Here is a 17982-nt window from a genome sequence, read left to right as displayed (position 1 = left end):
CCCCTTGTAAAGGGGGAAGCTGTGAGGAGGGTTTAATTAATCACTTGGCGACTCGTTGCTTTCGTCTGTTGTAATTGCAATAGCAGCTGTTACAGCATCATTCCTAATTCTGTTAGCCGGGAAATGACACGAGAAAGTACTACCAAAACCTGGCTGGCTGCGAATCTGTAACTTAGCTTCATGATGCAATAATACATGCTTCACAATCGCCAGACCTAAGCCAGTGCCGCCTGTTTTGGAGCCTCGACCTTTGTCCACTCTGAAAAAACGCTCTGTGAGTCTAGGTATATATCGAGGGTCAATCCCGATTCCACTATCTTGTACCGAGAACACGCCGTTAAATTCGCTTGATTCCCACTTTACTGTAATGGCGCCACCATCTGGTGAATACTTGATGGCGTTGACGATTAGGTTCGAAAACGCACTGTAAAGCTCTTTATAGGAGCCATATAAATGCGCCTCTTCTGGAATATGCAAAGACAGTGAGTGTGAATCTTTGAGGATTGGTCCCATCGCATTAGTGATGGAGTTTATGATGTTGGATATTTTATGCCACTGATTTTCTTCACGTTTGTCGTTGCTTTCTAAACGCGAAAGCAACAAGAGATCTTCGATAAGCTGTTCCATTCGTTCAGACTGCTCAGACATATTGACGATGCCTTTTTGCATACTGCTAGGTAAGCTGTCTCGAAACATGTCGAGAGTTTCTAAATACCCTTTAATTACGGTAAGTGGGGTTTTTAATTCATGAGATGCATTGGCGACAAAGTCTTTGCGCATCTGCTCTAATAAGTGCAAACGTGTGACATCACGAACAAAAATCAAGTGGTCATTTTTGTCATATAAAGTGGTTTGAATTTCTAAATAGACACCGTCTTTGGCGGGAGACTTAATGATTAAAGGTTCCCCAAAACGCTTTTGACTAAAGTAACGGAAGAAGTCTGGGTTGCGGACGATGTTGGTTATGATTTGGCCACGGTCTGTGTGACGAATTAAGCCAAGGAAATGCCCTGCGGAATTGTTCCACCACTCTAAATTACCTTGATTGTCCGCCATGATCACGCCTTCTTTCAAGGCGGTGGTCGAGCTTTCAATACGTGTTAAGGCTTGGCGCATTCGGCGCTTAGACTTGCGCTGCTTTTTCTGTAGGCGATAGACAGCGTCAAAGACGTCACCCCAAATACCACTGGCTTCTGGGGGTGCTGCGCGTCCCGAATAGCGTAACCAATTATGAAACTGATAAAGCTGATAAAGTTGCCAATACAAAGAGCCCAAAACATACAGCAGCAAAACACCTAATAATTGCCCAACGATTAGGCCGATGACAACACAGGCAACTAACCCTGCTAGCCAACTCAGAATGGTGTTTCGCCAAATGGTTTTCATACGGACCTTTTTGCTGAAAAGCGGTAACCTGTTCCTCGTACAGTTTGTATCAAGAAATCATGAGTACTGCCAATGGCTTTGCGTAAGCGACGAATGTGAACGTCTACTGTACGCTCTTCAACGTAAACGTTACCGCCCCATACTTGATCTAATAATTGTGCTCTAGAGTATGCGCGCTCTTGGTGGGTCATTAAGAACTTGAGCAAACGGTATTCTGTTGGCCCCATTTCCAAAGGACGGCTACCAATGGTGACGCGTTGGCTGATTGGGTCAAGCGTTAGGCCTTCGATTTCAATAGGCTCATCAACACCTTGTGGTGTTGCGCGACGCAATACGGCTTTTAGGCGTGCAACTAACTCTCTTGGTGAAAAAGGTTTCGTAATATAATCATCAGCACCGACTTCTAGGCCCTGTATTTTATTATCTTCTTCACTTTTCGCTGTCAAAATAATGACGGGAATTTCCGCCGTCGTCGTGTCTTTTTTCAAGCGACGTGTCAGCTCAATGCCACTGCCCCCTGGCATCATCCAATCGACAAGCACTAGGTCTGGTCGATGATCTACAATGATTTCATGGGCTTGCTGGATATTTTCTGCTTCCAAATACTCGTAACCCGCCATTTCAAGGGCTATGGCTATCATTTCGCGTATGGAAGATTCGTCATCAATAATTAATACTTTTTTACCGGTCACAGGATTCATCCTCATCTCAGGAACGGTTTCATTAAAGCGACCAATTGTGACAATTCGATTACATTGTCACAACTTTGCCACATATTACACAAAATAGCTTAGTACTAGGCCAATAAAGACACAGTACCCAATGCGGTTGTTGTCTAAAAAAGAACGAAAGCAAGCTTGTCTATCGCGCTCTTTTGCTTGTTTAAATTGTTGATAAAACAAACCAACACAGACAACAAGTGACACAAAGTATAACCAATGTAGTCCAGCGAGTAGGCCAATCCAAGTCAATAAAGATAAGGTTAGCCCCTGTAGGCAAACAATAACAAATAAATCATAGCGACCAAATAAGATTGCTGTCGATTTAATACCGACTTTTAGGTCGTCGGGACGGTCTGTCATCGCATAATAGGTGTCGTAGGCTATTGTCCAAAAACAGTTGGCGACAAACAACATCCATAGCTCAGGGTCTGCCAAATCTCCTCCCTGTGCGCTGTAAGCCATAGGAATCGCCCAAGAAAAGGCCAAACCAAGAAACAACTGCGGCAGATGCGTGTATCGCTTCATAAACGGATACAGAGCTGCAAGGCCCAAGCCAGCAAACGACAATAGAATCGTTCTTAGGTCTGTAAAGAGTACCAAGATGAAACTCAAAATAGACAAAGCGCAAAAGAGGAGAAGTGCTTCTTTTTCAGACACTCGACCCGACGGTAGAGGGCGGTTCTTAGTTCGTTCAACATGGCCGTCGACTTTTCTATCAGCGTAGTCATTAATGACGCAACCCGCTGAACGCATACTAAAAACACCTAGGACAAAAATAATCACTAGATGCCATTGCGGCATGCCGTCGGCCGCCAGCCATAAAGCCCATAATGTTGGCCACATTAGTAAAAAAGAGCCAATAGGGCGGTTGAATCGTGTTAATTCTGCGTAGTCTTTAAGCTTGTTCATACTATTCCAAACGGTGATTTTAGCTGGTGTATTTCATCAAAAAAAGCTTCATTAACCAATATCCCCGGGCCAAATTGGTGGAATACAGAACGCCGTGCCCACACTGAATTAGGTCGGTTTGGGAACATGTGCTTTGGTAATTGTGTGACTTCGATACCGCTTCGCTTGAGAGCTCTGTGCTGGAACAAATAGCCGCCTAATGGCTTGTTTTGTAATTGTTTTACTTGGCGCCAATGTCCCTTCAAGGACTTCGCAGGAATAACCGAGCGAGCATAAATAACGGCTTGTCCATCGACCTTGAGTAGCACAGTACGAATGCGTGCTGCGTCTCTTGGTCCTAGCTTCAGGCGCTTTCGTTCCCTTGCTGTTGGAATTCCCCAGGCGTCTTCGAGGACTTCTACAATTAATGTTCCCACGCAGTGTAACTTCGCAGTGAGAGAATCTTTAGTGGTCAACCAAGGCCAAAGCTTTTGCGGTACTTTCATTTTATTAATTTGATGTACTGGAGACCAGCGGTAGTCAAATTGTTGTGCGGCAGATGGATTCATTATTGCCTGATGCATCTTTGTCATTTGAAGTTAGGTGTTCATTTTATTGATTAAGGCGACCATCTTATGCAGTTCAGCGGATTTTTGATAAATCGCATTACGGCAGTCTTCTGCTTCTTCCAGTGTTAATCCAATTTCTAGTAACACAGAAGGCTCTATTGGATTGTTATGGCGTAGCTGATTAGAGACAAACAGTAATTTCGCTAACATCGCGTGTTCCCCATAGTAGTGAGGTTTTTTGCTGTATCGAATCGCCATCCAAATGTTATCCGGTAGGCTCCAGTAACGTAGTAGCCAAGAACCTAACTGTTCTTTGGTGAAATGCAATATTTGCATCTCAACCAGTTCTGAGGGCAAGTGCGCGTTTGCTTCTTGGTAACGTGAAAGAATGGAGAAATGTGGTGGTAAAATCGTACTGATGCCCAAGTAACCAAAGTTATGTAATAAGCCAGCAAGGTAAGCATGACCAAGTTTTGGGCGATTTTGCAGAGGCATGGCTTTTACCAAAGACTCCATTAATACGGCATTTGATACGGAATCGAGCCAAAAATCTTCATAGTGACGTGGACCATCTTCTGGTGCTTGAAAGCCATTTCCCATTGATAAACCAAGCGCTAAGTTCATCACCATGTCATAGCCTAAAACGCGTATGATCGCATCCTCTACAGACTCTATAGAGCCTGGTGCGCCATAGTAAGGAGAGGATGCCCAGCTAATGACTTGAGCAGCCAAACTTGGGTCGAGAGCGATGACATCACATAACTCATCGGTGCCCGCGGATTTGTCCGTAGAAAGGCGAATAATACGATGAGATGATGCCGGCAAAGGCGGAATTTCTAATGTTTCTTCAATTCGCTGTTTAAGGCGAATGGACTGGAATCGACCAAGGGCCTGAAGAATTTGCTCTTCATCGTGTTCGTGATTATCAACAGGACGATTGATGAGTGATGTATCAATGGAAATGGCTTCAAAGCGATTCAGAGGACCTGAAAACATCGCCTCTAACTCTGCTGAGGTAATGTCATGATAGGCACCATCGACTTTAGTTCGAATCGAAAACACAGCTTCTTTTAGCATGCTTGCTTCTAAAATTGTGGTCACACTATTTGGTTTAATTAGTGGGTCGCCAGAGCTGTGATAATGATTAACAGGCTCAAAACGGCGCTTCGTCAGTCGTGATACTGCGGAAATATCAAGCATATTGTTTTCAGGGAAAATAACCTGCAAACGACCAGTGTGATCGGCTAGATGTACCACGCGTAATCTAGGAGTTGTTTGAAGGTCGATGGAAGCGTCCATGTGTTTTCCTGTTGTGAATGACGTATATAAAAAAAGCCCCTATAAAAGGGGCTTTGTGAATATAACAGATTTTAAGTTCTAGTTCTGAATAGTAACTGATTAGTGATTCAGAATTTGACTCAAGAACATCTGAGTACGGTCGTGTTGAGGATTGTCGAAGAATTCGTGAGGCTCATTCGCTTCAACGATTTCACCAGCATCCATGAAGACAACACGGTCAGCGACGGTCTTAGCAAAGCCCATTTCGTGTGTTACACACACCATGGTCATGCCTTCTTCGGCTAGCTGAACCATTACGTCCAATACTTCTTTGATCATTTCAGGGTCAAGTGCAGACGTTGGTTCATCAAATAACATGATGCGAGGCTGCATACACAAACCACGAGCGATAGCCACACGTTGCTGCTGACCACCAGACAACTGACCTGGAAATTTCAAAGCTTGGTTAGCAATTTTGACACGCTCCAAGTAATGCATCGCCATTTCTTCGGCTTCTTTCTTAGGTGTTTTGCGTACCCAGATTGGTGCCAACGTCAGGTTTTCTAAAATAGTGAGATGTGGGAACAAATTAAAGTGCTGAAACACCATGCCCACGTCTTTACGGATCGCTTCGATGTTTTTCAGGTTGTTGTTCATCTCAACACCATCAACCAAAATTGAGCCTTTCTGATGCTCTTCTAGGCGGTTGATACAACGTATCATCGTTGATTTACCTGAGCCAGAAGGGCCACAAACGACAATACGTTCGCCTTTCTTTATGCTGAAATTGATGTTTTTAAGTACATGAAAATCGCCGTACCACTTGTTTACATCGTTAAATTCGATGATTGCTTCTTCGCCCTGCGCAAGCTGGGCACGAGCCATGTTTGTATCTGTCATAATAAAGACCTCAAATTCTTAACTAATTTCGCTTGTGCCCAGTTTCTAATTTACGCTCGAGAGCCATACTATAACGAGACATACCAAAGCAGATAGCCCAATAGACAAAACCTGCAAAGGCATAACCTTCGACTGTCGTTCCTAACCAGTTAGCGTCATGGTTAGCGGCTTGAATTCGACCTAAGAAGTCAAACATACCAACGATATAAACCAAGGTCGTGTCTTTAAACAAAGCAATGAAAGAGTTCACTATTCCAGGGATTACCAGTTTTAGTGCCTGAGGCAAAATAACTAGAACCATAGACTGCCAGTAGGTTAAGCCCATCGCATCAGCGGCTTCATATTGGCCTTTAGGAATCGCTTGTAGACCACCTCGGACCACCTCAGCCATATAAGCTGCAGAGAACAAGGTGATACCAATCAAAACACGCAATAATTTATTGAAGTTCAAACCTTCAGGCAGGAACAACGGGATCATTACAGATGCCATAAACAAAATAGTGATCAATGGTACAGCACGAATAGTTTCGATGAATACCACACACACAGATCTTGCGATTGGCATGTCTGAGCGTCGACCAAGAGCCAATACTACCCCTAATGGGAAGGAGGCAACGATACCAATGACACCAAGCAGCACAGTAAGAAACAAACCGCCCCATAAAGAGGTCTCTACAACTTCTAGGCCAAATATCCCACCAGCGAACAAGCAGTAAGCTACAACGGGGTAAGCAAAGATAATCGCAAGAGAAAGGTGCAATTTATTAATCGTTTTAATGGCAAAAGCACCCACCATAACGATTAATAAAATAACGGCTAAATTAATGCGCCACGTTTCTGCCTCAGGGTATAACCCGTACATAAACTGGTCAAAATAGACAACTATGAACGCCCAACAAGCACCGCCACCTGTACAAGCGGCTTTTGAAGTACCTTCCCATGTTGCATTGATGAACCCCCATTCTATGATAGGTGGAATGAGCAAATACATCAGGTACAAGCTGAAAAGAGTTAGGAATATATTCAGAGGGGACGAAAATAAATTCTGACGTACCCATGCCACAGCACCAACCGATGCAACCGGTGGTGGGAGGCTTGGTGATGGTTTAAAGATAATAGCCATGATCTGCCTCCTAGCGCTCAATTAATGACATTTTGCTGTTGTACCAGTTCATGAATACCGAAATCGATAGACTCAATGAACCGTAAACCAACATACAAAGACCTATGGTTTCAATCGCCTGACCTGTTTGGTTGAGCGTCGTACCCATTACCACTGCAACCAATTCAGGGTAAGCAATCGCAGCCCCTAGAGAGGAGTTTTTCGCCAAGTTGAGATATTGGCTAGTGAGCGGTGGGATAATTACGCGCAATGCTTGAGGCAATACGATAAGTCGTTGAGTGAGGTTATCACGTAGCCCCAAAGATCGAGCCGCTTCGGTTTGTCCCCAGTTCACAGACAATATGCCAGCTCGAACGATCTCGGCAATGAATGCTCCGGTATAAGTTGATAAGGCCACTAAAACGGCAACAAACTCAGGAGGGAGCACCATGCCGCCTGTTACGTTAAAGCGGCTTTTCTGAGGTAAGTCGAACTCTATCGGAAACCCAGAGACAGCTAAAAACAGGAGTGTCACACCAACAATAACGCCAAGAGATGACCAGTAAGCAGGGAACCATAAGCCAGTTTTAGTCTGACGTTTTTTCGCCCAAATGACCAAGCCAATAGACGCTACAATCGACAAAATAAAGCCGAAAATAACCAATCCAAATCCATCTTGGGCTATTGGGTTAGGTGAGTAAATGCCGCGCTTGTTTAATAGGAAGTCGGCAAATTCATAGCTATCTCGTGGTGCTGGTAATGCTGCAAGTACAGCAAAATACCAAAAGAACATTTGCAGTAGTAATGGAATATTACGCAATGTTTCGATGTAGACAGTAGCTAAACGTGCCACTAACCAGTTTTTAGATAGTCGAGCTAGCCCCATTATTACGCCAATAATGGTGGCTAATACAATCCCTAATAAGGAAATAACGAAGGTATTGATTAAGGCAACAAAAAACGCTCGCCCGTATGTATTTGCCTCAGTGTATTCAATTAGGTGAATAAGAATTGGAAAGCCAGCTGGTTCATTGAAAAATGAGAAACCAGTGGAAATTCCTCGGTTGTCGAGGTTGGACTGAAGGTTACTAAATAAGTAATAACCCGCAAAGACCACCATCGCTAGCAGCACAATTTGAAAAATTAGGGCGCGATTACCTGCGTCATTCAAAAAGCTGTTATTGCTTGGAGTTGTTTTATCGCTCATCTTAGTTCAGGCAATGGAATGCTCGTCAGATGTGTAAGGAAGGGGGGAGAAACCCAGCGGCATTCGCCGCTGGGTAAATACCCAAGCAGGTTGCTTTAGGTATTAACGAACTGGTGGCGCGTACATGATGCCGCCAGCTTCAGTCCATAGAGCGTTAAGACCACGTGGTAGATCTACTGGAGTAGATGGACCTACGTTGCGCTCAAACACTTCACCGTAGTTACCTACGTTAGCGATAATGTTGTAAGCCCAGTCAGCAGGAAGACCAAGTTGTGACCCCATATCACCTTCAACACCTAGTAGACGTTTGATGCCTGGGTCATTAGTTTCGCTTTTGACCTTGGCAACGTTTTTAGATGAGATGTCCATTTCTTCAGCGTTAACTTGAACAAACATTGACCAAGTTACGATGTCTTTCCATTGGTTGTCGCCGTGACGAACAACAGGGCCAAGTGGTTCTTTAGAAATAGTTTCTGGAAGAATTACGTGAGCAGCTGGATCTGCAAGCTTGGTACGGTGAGCCGCTAGACCAGATTTATCTGTAGTGTAAACGTCACAACGGCCTTGGTCGTATGCAGATAGTGCTTCGTCTGCTTTTTGTACGACAACTGGTACATAAGACAATTTGTTTTTACGGAAGAAATCCGCCATGTTCAATTCTGTGGTTGTACCTTGCTCAGTACAAACGGTTGCACCATCAAGATCCAACGCAGAAGTAACACCTAGATCTTTACGAACCATGAAGCCCTGACCGTCATAGAAGTTGACTGCGGTGAAGTCTAAGCCCAAAGAGGAATCACGTGTGTAAGTCCAAGTAGTGTTACGAGCAAGAATATCAATTTCGCCAGACTGTAGCGCTGTGAAACGCTCTTTAGCAGAAAGTGGAGTGAATTTTACTTTTTGACCATCGCCAAAGATTGCAGAAGCAACAGCGCGACAAGCATCCACATCAATACCTGACCAGTTGCCTTTATCATCGGCATTGGAGAATCCTGGAACACCATTACTTACACCACATTGAATAAAGCCTTTTGACTTAACATCATCAAGTGTTGCGGCAGCAGCACCGGTGCTTATGGTTGCTGCGATTGCAGCAGTCGAAAGTAGTTTACAAACATTCGATTTCATTATATTGAGCCTCCCAGGCGTTTTTATATATGTTGTTATCTTGCTGAAATTTATAGTTCAGAGTTTTACGTCTGTGGTTAATAACGAAGCAAAGTTGATGCCAACATGTAATTATTCTTGTTGTTAGGTATATGCAGATGATTCTTCTAAAAGATCATCACATGCCCCTATAGAATTACTCTTTTGAGGCGTAGTCAAGGATAAACTGTAAGAAAACAGTTAGGAGATACTCATTTTTTACACCTTTTGCAGTGCCAAATGATGGCACTGATAAAAATGTAAACAGCAGGTTTTTCTGATCGATGCTAGAGAATTCAGGGCTTCCCATCGCTATCGTTTTATTTTTATGCTCGTTTATGGGGCGTCGGTAGGAATTTTGTAAAGAATTATTGCGCTAAATGATTTTTTCGCATCATTTTAGTGCCTGAATGAAATCTACTGTGCTTAATTTGAATACCCACATGCAATATAATGAATAAAGCACTTTCCATAATTTGTAATCTGCATGGTAGACTTAGTCATAAATTGAAGTCATGTAAGGAGATCCATATCAGATGGATAACTCAGCAAAACCACTCGATCGCTTAGATAAAAAAATTCTTCGAGAATTACAAATTAATGGCCGTCTATCAAATGTAGAACTGGCAAGTCGCGTAGGGCTTAGTGCGACACCTTGTTTGGAGCGAGTGCGTCGGCTTGAGCGTAATGGCTACATCACAGGTTACTGTGCTTTGGTTAATCCTAAAAAAGTAGACGCGGGACTGCTCGTGTTTGTAGAGATTCGACTTAAGACAACGTCTCCAGAAGGGTTTAACGAATTTAAAGCCGCCGTGACGGAAATTCCAGAAATATTGGAATGTCACTTAATTGCAGGGGATTTTGAATACCTTCTTAAAGCGCGAGTATCCAATATGGATTCGTATCGTCTTTTGCTCGGTGAAACATTATTGACGCTACCGCACGTTCGTGAATCTCGTACCTACGTTGCGATGGAAGAAGTCAAAAATACTACGGTTGTAAATATTCCCTAATTTTATCCTCATCGGCAATGCGGATAATATCAGTACATTTTAGACGTTCAAATACTGGTCATGGTTAGGCAACCAGCGTGATAACAGTGGGGAAACACACTCAGGATGGTGGCGGTACAGTAACGCCGCGGCTTTTTGAACGTCATCAAGTAAGCCCTTATCTCGTTGTAAATCCGCTACTTTAAACTCCCAAAGTCCTGTTTGTCTTGTGCCAAGTAACTCTCCTGGGCCACGTAACTCAAGGTCTTTTTCCGCAATTTTAAAACCATCACTGGTTTCTCGCATGGTGGAAAGACGTTCTTTGCCCTGTTGCCCTAATGGCGCTTTATAAAGTAACACGCAATGACTGGCGGTTTGACCTCGACCCACACGACCACGTAATTGGTGAAGCTGTGCAAGCCCTAGGCGCTCAGGGTTTTCAATCACCATTAAACTTGAGTTAGGCACATCTACTCCCACTTCAATCACTGTGGTGGCAACCAATAGCTGAATCTCACCGGCCTTAAATCGGGCCATAATGTCGGCTTTATCTTGCGCTTTAAGCCGTCCATGCACCAAGCCAATGGATAAACCGCCAAGTTGCTCCTGTAGCAAAATCGCTGTGTCTTCCGCCGCTTGGCATTGCAGAGCTTCGGACTCTTCGATCAAGGTACAAACCCAATAAGCTTGTTTGCCTTCTTCGCAGGCGCTTTTCACTCGATCAATCACTTCTTGTCGACGCTGATCCGACACAACAATAGTATTCACTGGTGTTCGCCCAGGCGGTAGCTCGTCGATGATGGAGCAATCTAAATCCGCATAAGCTGACATGGCTAAGGTTCGAGGAATTGGAGTGGCTGTCATGATGAGCTGATGAGGTTGGAAGCCGTGTTTCATGCCCTTTTCGCGCAATGCCATACGTTGGTGCACGCCGAAGCGGTGCTGCTCATCAATAATGGCGAGAGCCAAGCGATCGAATTCGACGGTATCTTGAAATAACGCATGGGTGCCGACAATGATTTGTGCTGCACCAGAGGCGATATCAGCGAGTTCTTTTTCTCGCGTTTTACCTTTCAGCTTACCTATCATCCAAGCGACTCTTAAGCCGAGTGGCTCAAACCACTGGGTAAAATTTATATAGTGCTGCTCGGCAAGAATTTCGGTGGGCGCCATGATGGCAACTTGATAGCCCGCCTGTACGACAGAGGCGGCAGCTAACGCGGCGACCAAGGTTTTCCCTGATCCTACGTCGCCTTGTACCAAGCGAAGCATAGGATGCCCTGAACCGAGATCCTTAAGGATTTCCTGGAAAACGCGATTCTGAGCATTCGTTGGTGAAAAGGGAAGTTGCTGTAAAAGGCGCTGGCTGAGCTCTCCTGCAGTTTGCACTTGGATTGCAGCGTCTTGCTTGGCTTTCACTCGCTTGCCAATCAGAGAAAGCTGATGCGCCATAAGCTCTTCAAAAGATAGGCGATATTGCGCGGGATGGCTTCCTGATCGCAACAATTCTAGATTGGCTTCTTTGGATGGATGATGGAGAAAGTGAATAGCATCGCTCAATGGTGGCAAGCTGAATTGGGTGCGGATTTCGTCTGGCAGCCATTCTTGTAGATTGTATGGCGTTAAACGTTCTAAGGCTTGCTCACAGAGTTGGCGGATTTTAGTTTGGGTTAAACCGTCGGTGAGCGGATAGATGGGCGTAAGTTGAGCCGTTTCTACTTGTGTCTCGTCGTCACCAATCACCTTGTATTCTGGGTGATAAATTTCAAAGCCAGTACTGCCTCGACGGATTTCACCAAAACAACGAACTCGCTTGCCGGATTCTAGCTGCTTCTTTTGTGCGGCGGAAAAGTGAAAGAAGCGCAAACACAGGGTGCCTGTATGATCTTTGATGCGGCACAATAAACTGCGTCGTTTGCCCATTTTGACTTCACAGCCGGTGACTTGGCCTTCGACTACAGCTTCGTCACCAAAGCGTAGCTGTCCTATTGGCACAACACGGGTTCTGTCTTGGTAGCGAATGGGTAAATGAAACAGCAAATCCTGAACTGTATTCAAATGCAGTTTTGCCAGCTTTTCAGCCATGGCATCGCCAACGCCTTTAAGCTCCCTAACGTCCTGAGTGTCTAATCCATCCATCATGCCGGAACCCTATAACTTAAGGTGCTTGCTGGCATCGCGAATGGATTGGCTCAAGGCTTCAATGGCTTTCGGTCGAGGGAAGCTAGCGCGCCATGCTAAAGCGACGGTACGCTTCGGCGCTGGCTCCGTGAAAGGGCGAACTTCTAGCATATCATGATTAATATTGGTCACGGCGGATTTTGGCAATACAGTCACCCCTAATCCTGATGCCACCATGTAACGGATGGTTTCTAACGAGCTGCCATTAACGATAGTACGACCATCACCATATTCCCCTTCGTTTACTAGTGGGCAGGCTTCTAGTACCTGCTCGCTAAAACAATGGCCTTTACCAAGTAGTAGTAAGTTATCGGTAGAAAGCTGATCGGTTTCTATGTGCGATAACTTTGTCCATGGGTGGTTTTTGGGCATCAGCACAACAAATTCTTCTTCGTAAATCGGCTGAGTGACCACATCTGGCTCGCGGAAGGGCAGAGCGACAATAATGGCGTCTAACTCGCCGTTACGTAGTTTCGGACGTAAATTTTCGGTGAGGTCCTCTTCAATGGACAATGGCATATCAGAGGCGGCAGTGTGCAAAGCTGGAATCATAAAGGGAAACAAATAGGGGGCGATAGTATAAATAGCGCCGACTCTTAGAGGTCCTTTCAACTGGTTTTTACCAGATGTTGCTAACTCTTTAATCATGTTGGCTTGATCTAGCACTCGCTTAGCTTGAGTGATGATCTGTTCGCCTAAAGGTGTGATATAAACGGAGCTTTTGCTGCGTTCAAAAATCGCCGTACCGAGCTCTTCTTCGAGCTTTTTCACAGCAACACTTAATGTTGGTTGCGATACATAACAGCGATCGGCAGCACGGCCAAAATGTTTTTCATCCGCTAGCATTACAATGTATTTCAATTCCGTTAATGTCATAGCACACCTTTCACCTTGGCTGATTCATTGTTAATAACTATGATAATACATAATTTGATAAAGTATACTCGTAAGCGAAAAATTCTGTCTAAGCACCCAGGAGAAAAGATATGGCAAAAATTTTGATCGCTGGCTGCGGGGATTTAGGTTTTGGTGTAGCCACTGAGTTGGTGGCACAAGGTCATCGTGTTACTGGTATTCGTCGGACTAAGTCAGACTTTCCTGCTGGCGTTGAAGGTATTACGGGCGACTTAGTCGATATGTCTGATGACATGCTGCCTGATGTGGATGTGGTGTTTTTAATCATGACACCTAATGGCCGCACAGAAAGTGCCTATCGCACGGCCTACTTCGACACGGCCCAAACATTGATCCGCCGTTACCAATCTGTTGCTACGCCACCGAAGGTGTTTTTCATCTCAAGTACCAGCGTCTATGGGCAAAGCCAAGGCGAGTGGATTGACGAAGCTACACTAGCACAGCCAACATCGGCTACTGCTAAGGTGTTACTCGAAACTGAGCAATCTTTAGCGGCTGCATTTTCTAGCGTATCAGTGCGTTGCTCTGGCATTTATGGTTCAGGGCGTTATCGGTTACTAGAAACCGTTTTAAGCGAAAGTGACTGGGGAGCGAACAGCTGGACCAATCGCATTCACCGCGACGATGTGGTTGCAGCACTAGTGTTGCTGGCGAACTGTGCTTTAAGCGAAAAGCAATTGCCTGCGCACGTTATTGTGACGGATCAAACGCCTGTTTCCATGTGGGAAGTAAAGTTGTGGCTGGCGACGAGTCTTGGCGTCAAAGTAGCGGTGAATGGCGGTGAAGGTTTTGCTCCCACTTCAGGTAAGCGTCTTCAAGGCCAGTATCTTTTATCACAAGGTTGGCTATTGCAGTATCCAAGCTATGTGACAGGCTATAGTGAATTGTTGCGAGAATTTAAAACTTTTCGATAAATACCACTCAAAAAAATAGACATAAAAAAAGAGGCCGTAGCCTCTTTTTTTATCAGTATCAAAGCGAAGAAATTAGTCTTCCAACACCATAATACCTTCAATTTCTACTTGAACGCCTTTTGGTAAAGCACGAACGCCCATTGCGGCGCGAGCTGGGTAAGGCTCTTTTACGAACTGAGTCATCACTTCGTTAACTGTGGCGAAGTTGCCTAAGTCAGTCATGAAAATGTTAAATTTCACAACGTTTTCTAAAGAACCGCCAGCGGCTTCGCATACTGCTTGTAGGTTTTTGAAAACTTGCGTTGTTTGTTCAACGATGTCTTCGCTGATGATTTCCATAGTTTCTGGAACCAAAGGAATTTGGCCAGACAAATACACTGTATTGCCAGCACGTACGGCTTGAGAATATGGGCCGATAGCGGCTGGTGCGTTTTCAGTGTGAATCACTTGCTTTGACATAAATACGTATCCTATTTTCTAGACGGTGATAAACAAAAGATAAATCAAGGTCGACTAACGTCCTACAATGGTTTCGCGAGTGACTTTTTCGACACAACGAACCGCTTTAATACGACGCATCACATCCGCTAAGCCTACGCGACTAGAAATGGTGATGCTTAACCGTAAGCGACTGACTCGGCCTCGTTCAATAATATCAAGGTTCGATACTTGGAAATCAGTGTCGCTGATTGAGCTGGCGATTTTAGCCACTGCACCACGTTCATTGATGTAGGTAACAATGAGGCTAATGTGTAGCTCTTCTTCGATCTCTTTACCCCACGCCATATGAATAAAGCGTTCAGGATTAGATAAATGGTCTTGAACATTCGGGCAATTAAGGTGGTGAATGATGATGCCTTTATCCACTTGTACATAACCCACAATTGGGTCACCAGGAATAGGAGCGCAGCATTTGGCATAAGAAATAAGCATGCCTTCAGAGCCATTCACCTTAAAGGACTTCGGCGTGACTAGCGTGTCTTCATCAATGTTCGGGAAGAGCTCGCGAGCCACCAAATAGCCAACATGGCGGCCTTTGCCGATAGACTCTAATAAGTCATCTAGTGACGCCAGTTGGTGAGTTTCTAATACTTGCGCAATTTGCTCTATCGTGAGTTCTTCGACATTGGTTTTGAACGCATTTAAAGATCGAGTTAACAGACGATGTCCAATAGATATGGCATTTTCGCGTTGTTTGTCTTTTAAATAGTGACGAATGTTCGTTCGCGCTTTACCTGTAATCGCAAAACTTAACCAAGCGACGTTTGGTTGAGCATTTTTTGCCGTGATGATTTCAACTGTTTGTCCGCTTTCTAATTGCGTACTTAATGGCGCAAGGCGACGATTTATTCGGCAAGAGATGCAGGTGTTACCGATTTCTGTGTGGACGCCATAAGCAAAGTCGACAGGTGTTGCGCCGGAAGGTAATTCAATAATCTGACCGTTAGGTGTAAAGACATACACTTCGTCTGGAAATAAGTCACTTTTCACGTTATCGACAAATTCGACGGGATTACGCGCTTTTTGCTGAATCTCTAATAGGCTTTTCACCCATTTCGTTGCCCGATCATGGTTACTCGGCATGTTAGACGTGCCGCTGACCTTGTAAGCCCAATGGGCTGCAATGCCATTATTCGCAACCAAATCCATTTCTTCTGTGCGTATTTGAACTTCCATCGGTATGCCGTTGGTGCCTAATACTGTGGTATGAAGAGATTGGTAACCATTGGATTTTGGGACAGCAATATAGTCTTTGAAACGACCTTCAATTGGTTTGAAGATGGCGTGAATAACGCCAAGAATTCGATAACAACTATCATGACGATCTGTCACGATACGTACGCCCATCACGTCCATGATCTCATCTAAGGAGCGACGCTTTTTGTCCATCTTTTGATAGATGCTGTAAATATGTTTTTCTCGAACGCTGATGCTAGCTTCTATATAATCTGCAGCCAGTTCCGAGCGGATAGTGTCTTCAAGCTTTTGGGTGTCTTTAATGCGCTGTTGGCCATACTTTTTATGGATAGCTTTTTGCAGCATGCGGGCACGCATAGGGTAGTAAGCTTGGAAGGCAAGGGATTCTAAAGCAACCCGAACGTTGTACATGCCTAGACGATTCGCAATCGGTGCATAAATGTCTAATGTTTCGCGGGCAATACGGCGTTTTTTGTGGGCTGGCATGGCGTCGAGTGTGCGCATGTTATGTAAACGGTCAGCCAACTTAACCAAAATGACGCGAATATCATCAGCCATGGCCATGGCCATTTTTTGGAAGTTATGGGCTTGCTTTTCGACTTGGCTATTGAATTCCAAATGCGTAAGCTTACTTACGCCATCGACTAATCCTGCAACGCCTTCACCAAATTGCTCGGTAAGCGCTTCACGACTGATGCCTGTGTCTTCAATAACATCATGTAGTAGTGCCGCTGTCAGTCCATCACAATCCATTCGAAGTTCCGACAGAATTTCGGCGACAGCGAGAGGATGGGTGACATAGGGTTCGCCACTTTTGCGCTTTTGCCCATCGTGGGCTTGTTCAGCGTAATAGTAAGCGCGTTTAACCTTGGCTATTTGCTCGTATGGCAAATACTGACTGAGAGTCAGTGCTAAATCTTCAATGGTATACATCGCTCACCTCTCTAGGCAGAAAAAGAAGTGCGATAGATGTGATATGAGCGACACCATAGAGATTAAAACTCGTGTAATGGACGCTTTTGTTGATCAATATTATGCGCATTGATCAAGTTTTCAGCAATTTCACGAAGTGCAACTACAGTCACTTTATCGCCTTCTAAAGGCACTTTTGCGTCTTCGCCGCCAGTGGCAAGTTGACGAGCGCGTTTTGAAGCGACCATCACTAGTTCAAAGCGGTTATCAACGTTTTCTAAACAATCTTCTACGGTAACTCGAGCCATTTTGACCTCTGTGTTCGGTTATCTATTTTTCCAAGGGTAATTCTACTTAACGGCTTCTTATAATGACAAGAGATCATTTATAAGATTGCCATGTTTTTCACGCATTACTGTGGTTTTTGAGCGCATTGCGGTGAAAATCGACTGTAATTGAGAAAGCGCTGTATCAAAGTCATCGTTAACGATAGCAAAATCGTACTCATCGTAGTGTGACATTTCGTTTACTGCTTTGCTCATACGTCTTTGAATGACGTCGTCAGAGTCGGTGCCTCTTCCTCGTAAACGTTCTTCTAGCGCATTCAACGAAGGAGGGAGAATAAAGATTCCAAGTGCTTCTGGGTAAAGTTGGCGAACTTGACGAGCGCCTTGCCAGTCAATTTCTAAGATGACATCTAAACCTTGCTCTAGCATGCTGAAAACAGAGGTTTTTGACGTGCCGTAATAGTTATCAAATACCTGAGCATGTTCGAAGAACGCGTCATCGGCAATCATATCTAAAAAGTCTTCGACGTCAGTGAAATAGTACTCTCTACCATGCTCTTCGCCTTTTCTGGCCTCGCGCGTGGTATGAGAAATAGAAATTCGCACATTCTTGTCTTGACTTAGTAGCGCCTTATACAAGGTCGATTTACCCGCACCAGATGGCGCCGATAAGATGAATAAATTGCCTTTATGTTTGTCCATAGGGTTCTTTTAATCCGCCTGTCGATGTCTTTTCAACGTTTTACTATACCACAAACATTTACTTTAAATGTCCGTTATCGGCTTATCAGTTTTTATTGAAAAAATTACGTTTTTTCATGCCGCTTATGGACATTATCGAGTTACAAAAAAACTTTCTAATTTAGAGGTTATTTTCCTAAATAC

General features: G+C 44.4%; 17 protein-coding genes. 2 read left to right on the top strand and 15 right to left on the bottom strand.

Annotated features, from left to right (window positions below; translation table 11 throughout):
* Nucleotides 1-36 precede the first annotated feature (36 nt).
* The 9 genes from phoR to JSY38_RS08850 form a co-directional block, all read right to left on the bottom strand.
* Nucleotides 37-1386 carry a phosphate regulon sensor histidine kinase PhoR gene (phoR, locus tag JSY38_RS08890; RefSeq protein ID WP_114411386.1) on the bottom strand — a complete coding sequence of 450 codons (1350 nt, stop codon included), beginning with the start codon at nucleotides 1384-1386 and terminating at the stop codon, nucleotides 37-39.
* Nucleotides 1383-2078: a phosphate regulon transcriptional regulator PhoB gene (phoB, locus tag JSY38_RS08885; protein WP_114411387.1), complete on the bottom strand. Its 696-nt coding sequence runs from the start codon at nucleotides 2076-2078 to the stop codon at nucleotides 1383-1385. The genes phoR and phoB overlap by 4 nt, the downstream gene beginning before the upstream one ends.
* An 84-nt stretch (nucleotides 2079-2162) precedes the next feature.
* Nucleotides 2163-3017, bottom strand: coding sequence for a 4-hydroxybenzoate octaprenyltransferase (gene ubiA, locus JSY38_RS08880; RefSeq protein WP_205116527.1), 855 nt, complete (start codon nucleotides 3015-3017; stop codon nucleotides 2163-2165).
* Entirely contained in the window at nucleotides 3014-3589 is a 576-nt protein-coding gene (locus JSY38_RS08875; protein ID WP_239544473.1) for a chorismate--pyruvate lyase family protein, read from the bottom strand. The genes ubiA and JSY38_RS08875 overlap by 4 nt, the downstream gene beginning before the upstream one ends.
* Nucleotides 3590-3595: 6 nt before the next feature.
* A complete protein-coding gene (locus tag JSY38_RS08870) occupies nucleotides 3596-4864 on the bottom strand; it encodes an HDOD domain-containing protein (protein WP_114411389.1) in 1269 nt (422 codons plus the stop codon).
* A 99-nt stretch (nucleotides 4865-4963) separates the two neighbouring features.
* On the bottom strand, nucleotides 4964-5743 hold the full coding sequence (locus JSY38_RS08865) for an amino acid ABC transporter ATP-binding protein (RefSeq protein ID WP_114411390.1): 780 nt from the start codon (nucleotides 5741-5743) through the stop codon (nucleotides 4964-4966).
* 22 nt (nucleotides 5744-5765) lie between these two features.
* Nucleotides 5766-6866 (bottom strand): amino acid ABC transporter permease, encoded by a 1101-nt coding sequence (locus tag JSY38_RS08860; RefSeq protein ID WP_205116525.1) that lies wholly within the window; start codon nucleotides 6864-6866, stop codon nucleotides 5766-5768.
* Between the two features lie 10 nt (nucleotides 6867-6876).
* A complete protein-coding gene (locus JSY38_RS08855; protein WP_114411392.1) occupies nucleotides 6877-8052 on the bottom strand; it encodes an amino acid ABC transporter permease in 1176 nt (391 codons plus the stop codon).
* A gap of 102 nt (nucleotides 8053-8154) precedes the next feature.
* A complete protein-coding gene (locus JSY38_RS08850) occupies nucleotides 8155-9180 on the bottom strand; it encodes an amino acid ABC transporter substrate-binding protein (RefSeq protein ID WP_114411393.1) in 1026 nt (341 codons plus the stop codon).
* A 554-nt stretch (nucleotides 9181-9734) separates the two neighbouring features.
* Between JSY38_RS08850 and lrp the strand changes: the two genes are divergently transcribed.
* Nucleotides 9735-10211 carry a leucine-responsive transcriptional regulator Lrp gene (gene lrp, locus JSY38_RS08845; RefSeq protein WP_110577100.1) on the top strand — a complete coding sequence of 159 codons (477 nt, stop codon included), beginning with the start codon at nucleotides 9735-9737 and terminating at the stop codon, nucleotides 10209-10211.
* A 39-nt stretch (nucleotides 10212-10250) separates the two neighbouring features.
* On the opposite strand, the gene recG is transcribed toward lrp, so the two are convergent.
* Both recG and JSY38_RS08835 read right to left on the bottom strand, forming a co-directional pair.
* Complete coding sequence (gene recG, locus JSY38_RS08840; RefSeq protein WP_205116523.1) at nucleotides 10251-12332, bottom strand: ATP-dependent DNA helicase RecG; 2082 nt, start codon at nucleotides 12330-12332, stop codon at nucleotides 10251-10253.
* Between the two features lie 9 nt (nucleotides 12333-12341).
* The gene (locus JSY38_RS08835) at nucleotides 12342-13247 is read right to left on the bottom strand and encodes a hydrogen peroxide-inducible genes activator (RefSeq protein ID WP_114411395.1); all 906 of its coding nucleotides are present in this window, start codon (nucleotides 13245-13247) and stop codon (nucleotides 12342-12344) included.
* A gap of 110 nt (nucleotides 13248-13357) precedes the next feature.
* On the opposite strand from JSY38_RS08835, the gene JSY38_RS08830 reads away from it, so the two are divergent.
* Complete coding sequence (locus JSY38_RS08830) at nucleotides 13358-14200, top strand: NAD-dependent epimerase/dehydratase family protein (RefSeq protein WP_205116521.1); 843 nt, start codon at nucleotides 13358-13360, stop codon at nucleotides 14198-14200.
* A 72-nt stretch (nucleotides 14201-14272) separates the two neighbouring features.
* Here JSY38_RS08830 and JSY38_RS08825 read toward each other — a convergent pair whose 3' ends face one another.
* From JSY38_RS08825 to gmk, 4 genes are all read right to left on the bottom strand, one after another.
* Nucleotides 14273-14659, bottom strand: coding sequence for a RidA family protein (locus JSY38_RS08825; protein ID WP_114411397.1), 387 nt, complete (start codon nucleotides 14657-14659; stop codon nucleotides 14273-14275).
* A 54-nt stretch (nucleotides 14660-14713) separates the two neighbouring features.
* Nucleotides 14714-16831, bottom strand: a complete 2118-nt coding sequence (locus JSY38_RS08820) for a RelA/SpoT family protein (protein ID WP_205116519.1) — start codon at nucleotides 16829-16831, stop codon at nucleotides 14714-14716.
* Nucleotides 16832-16893: 62 nt separating this feature from the next.
* The gene (rpoZ, locus tag JSY38_RS08815) at nucleotides 16894-17118 is read right to left on the bottom strand and encodes a DNA-directed RNA polymerase subunit omega (protein ID WP_114411399.1); all 225 of its coding nucleotides are present in this window, start codon (nucleotides 17116-17118) and stop codon (nucleotides 16894-16896) included.
* Nucleotides 17119-17175: 57 nt separating this feature from the next.
* Nucleotides 17176-17799, bottom strand: coding sequence for a guanylate kinase (gmk, locus tag JSY38_RS08810; protein WP_114411400.1), 624 nt, complete (start codon nucleotides 17797-17799; stop codon nucleotides 17176-17178).
* Nucleotides 17800-17982 lie beyond the last annotated feature (183 nt).

Source organism: Marinomonas foliarum (assembly GCF_016906065.1).
Lineage (GTDB): Bacteria > Pseudomonadota > Gammaproteobacteria > Pseudomonadales > Marinomonadaceae > Marinomonas > Marinomonas foliarum.
This window is presented reverse-complemented; position numbering and strand designations above follow the sequence as displayed.

What these genes read in the sequence shown, in the direction of transcription:
- phoR (WP_114411386.1), bottom strand. Translation starts at nt 1,386, where the DNA reads ATGAAAACCATTTGGCGAAACACCATTCTGAGTTGGCTAGCAGGGTTA.
- ubiA (WP_205116527.1), bottom strand. Translation starts at nt 3,017, where the DNA reads ATGAACAAGCTTAAAGACTACGCAGAATTAACACGATTCAACCGCCCT.
- JSY38_RS08875 (WP_239544473.1), bottom strand. Translation starts at nt 3,589, where the DNA reads ATGACAAAGATGCATCAGGCAATAATGAATCCATCTGCCGCACAACAA.
- JSY38_RS08870 (WP_114411389.1), bottom strand. Translation starts at nt 4,864, where the DNA reads ATGGACGCTTCCATCGACCTTCAAACAACTCCTAGATTACGCGTGGTA.
- JSY38_RS08865 (WP_114411390.1), bottom strand. Translation starts at nt 5,743, where the DNA reads ATGACAGATACAAACATGGCTCGTGCCCAGCTTGCGCAGGGCGAAGAA.
- JSY38_RS08860 (WP_205116525.1), bottom strand. Translation starts at nt 6,866, where the DNA reads ATGGCTATTATCTTTAAACCATCACCAAGCCTCCCACCACCGGTTGCA.
- JSY38_RS08855 (WP_114411392.1), bottom strand. Translation starts at nt 8,052, where the DNA reads ATGAGCGATAAAACAACTCCAAGCAATAACAGCTTTTTGAATGACGCA.
- JSY38_RS08850 (WP_114411393.1), bottom strand. Translation starts at nt 9,180, where the DNA reads ATGAAATCGAATGTTTGTAAACTACTTTCGACTGCTGCAATCGCAGCA.
- lrp (WP_110577100.1), top strand. Translation starts at nt 9,735, where the DNA reads ATGGATAACTCAGCAAAACCACTCGATCGCTTAGATAAAAAAATTCTT.
- recG (WP_205116523.1), bottom strand. Translation starts at nt 12,332, where the DNA reads ATGATGGATGGATTAGACACTCAGGACGTTAGGGAGCTTAAAGGCGTT.
- JSY38_RS08835 (WP_114411395.1), bottom strand. Translation starts at nt 13,247, where the DNA reads ATGACATTAACGGAATTGAAATACATTGTAATGCTAGCGGATGAAAAA.
- JSY38_RS08830 (WP_205116521.1), top strand. Translation starts at nt 13,358, where the DNA reads ATGGCAAAAATTTTGATCGCTGGCTGCGGGGATTTAGGTTTTGGTGTA.
- JSY38_RS08825 (WP_114411397.1), bottom strand. Translation starts at nt 14,659, where the DNA reads ATGTCAAAGCAAGTGATTCACACTGAAAACGCACCAGCCGCTATCGGC.
- JSY38_RS08820 (WP_205116519.1), bottom strand. Translation starts at nt 16,831, where the DNA reads ATGTATACCATTGAAGATTTAGCACTGACTCTCAGTCAGTATTTGCCA.
- rpoZ (WP_114411399.1), bottom strand. Translation starts at nt 17,118, where the DNA reads ATGGCTCGAGTTACCGTAGAAGATTGTTTAGAAAACGTTGATAACCGC.
- gmk (WP_114411400.1), bottom strand. Translation starts at nt 17,799, where the DNA reads ATGGACAAACATAAAGGCAATTTATTCATCTTATCGGCGCCATCTGGT.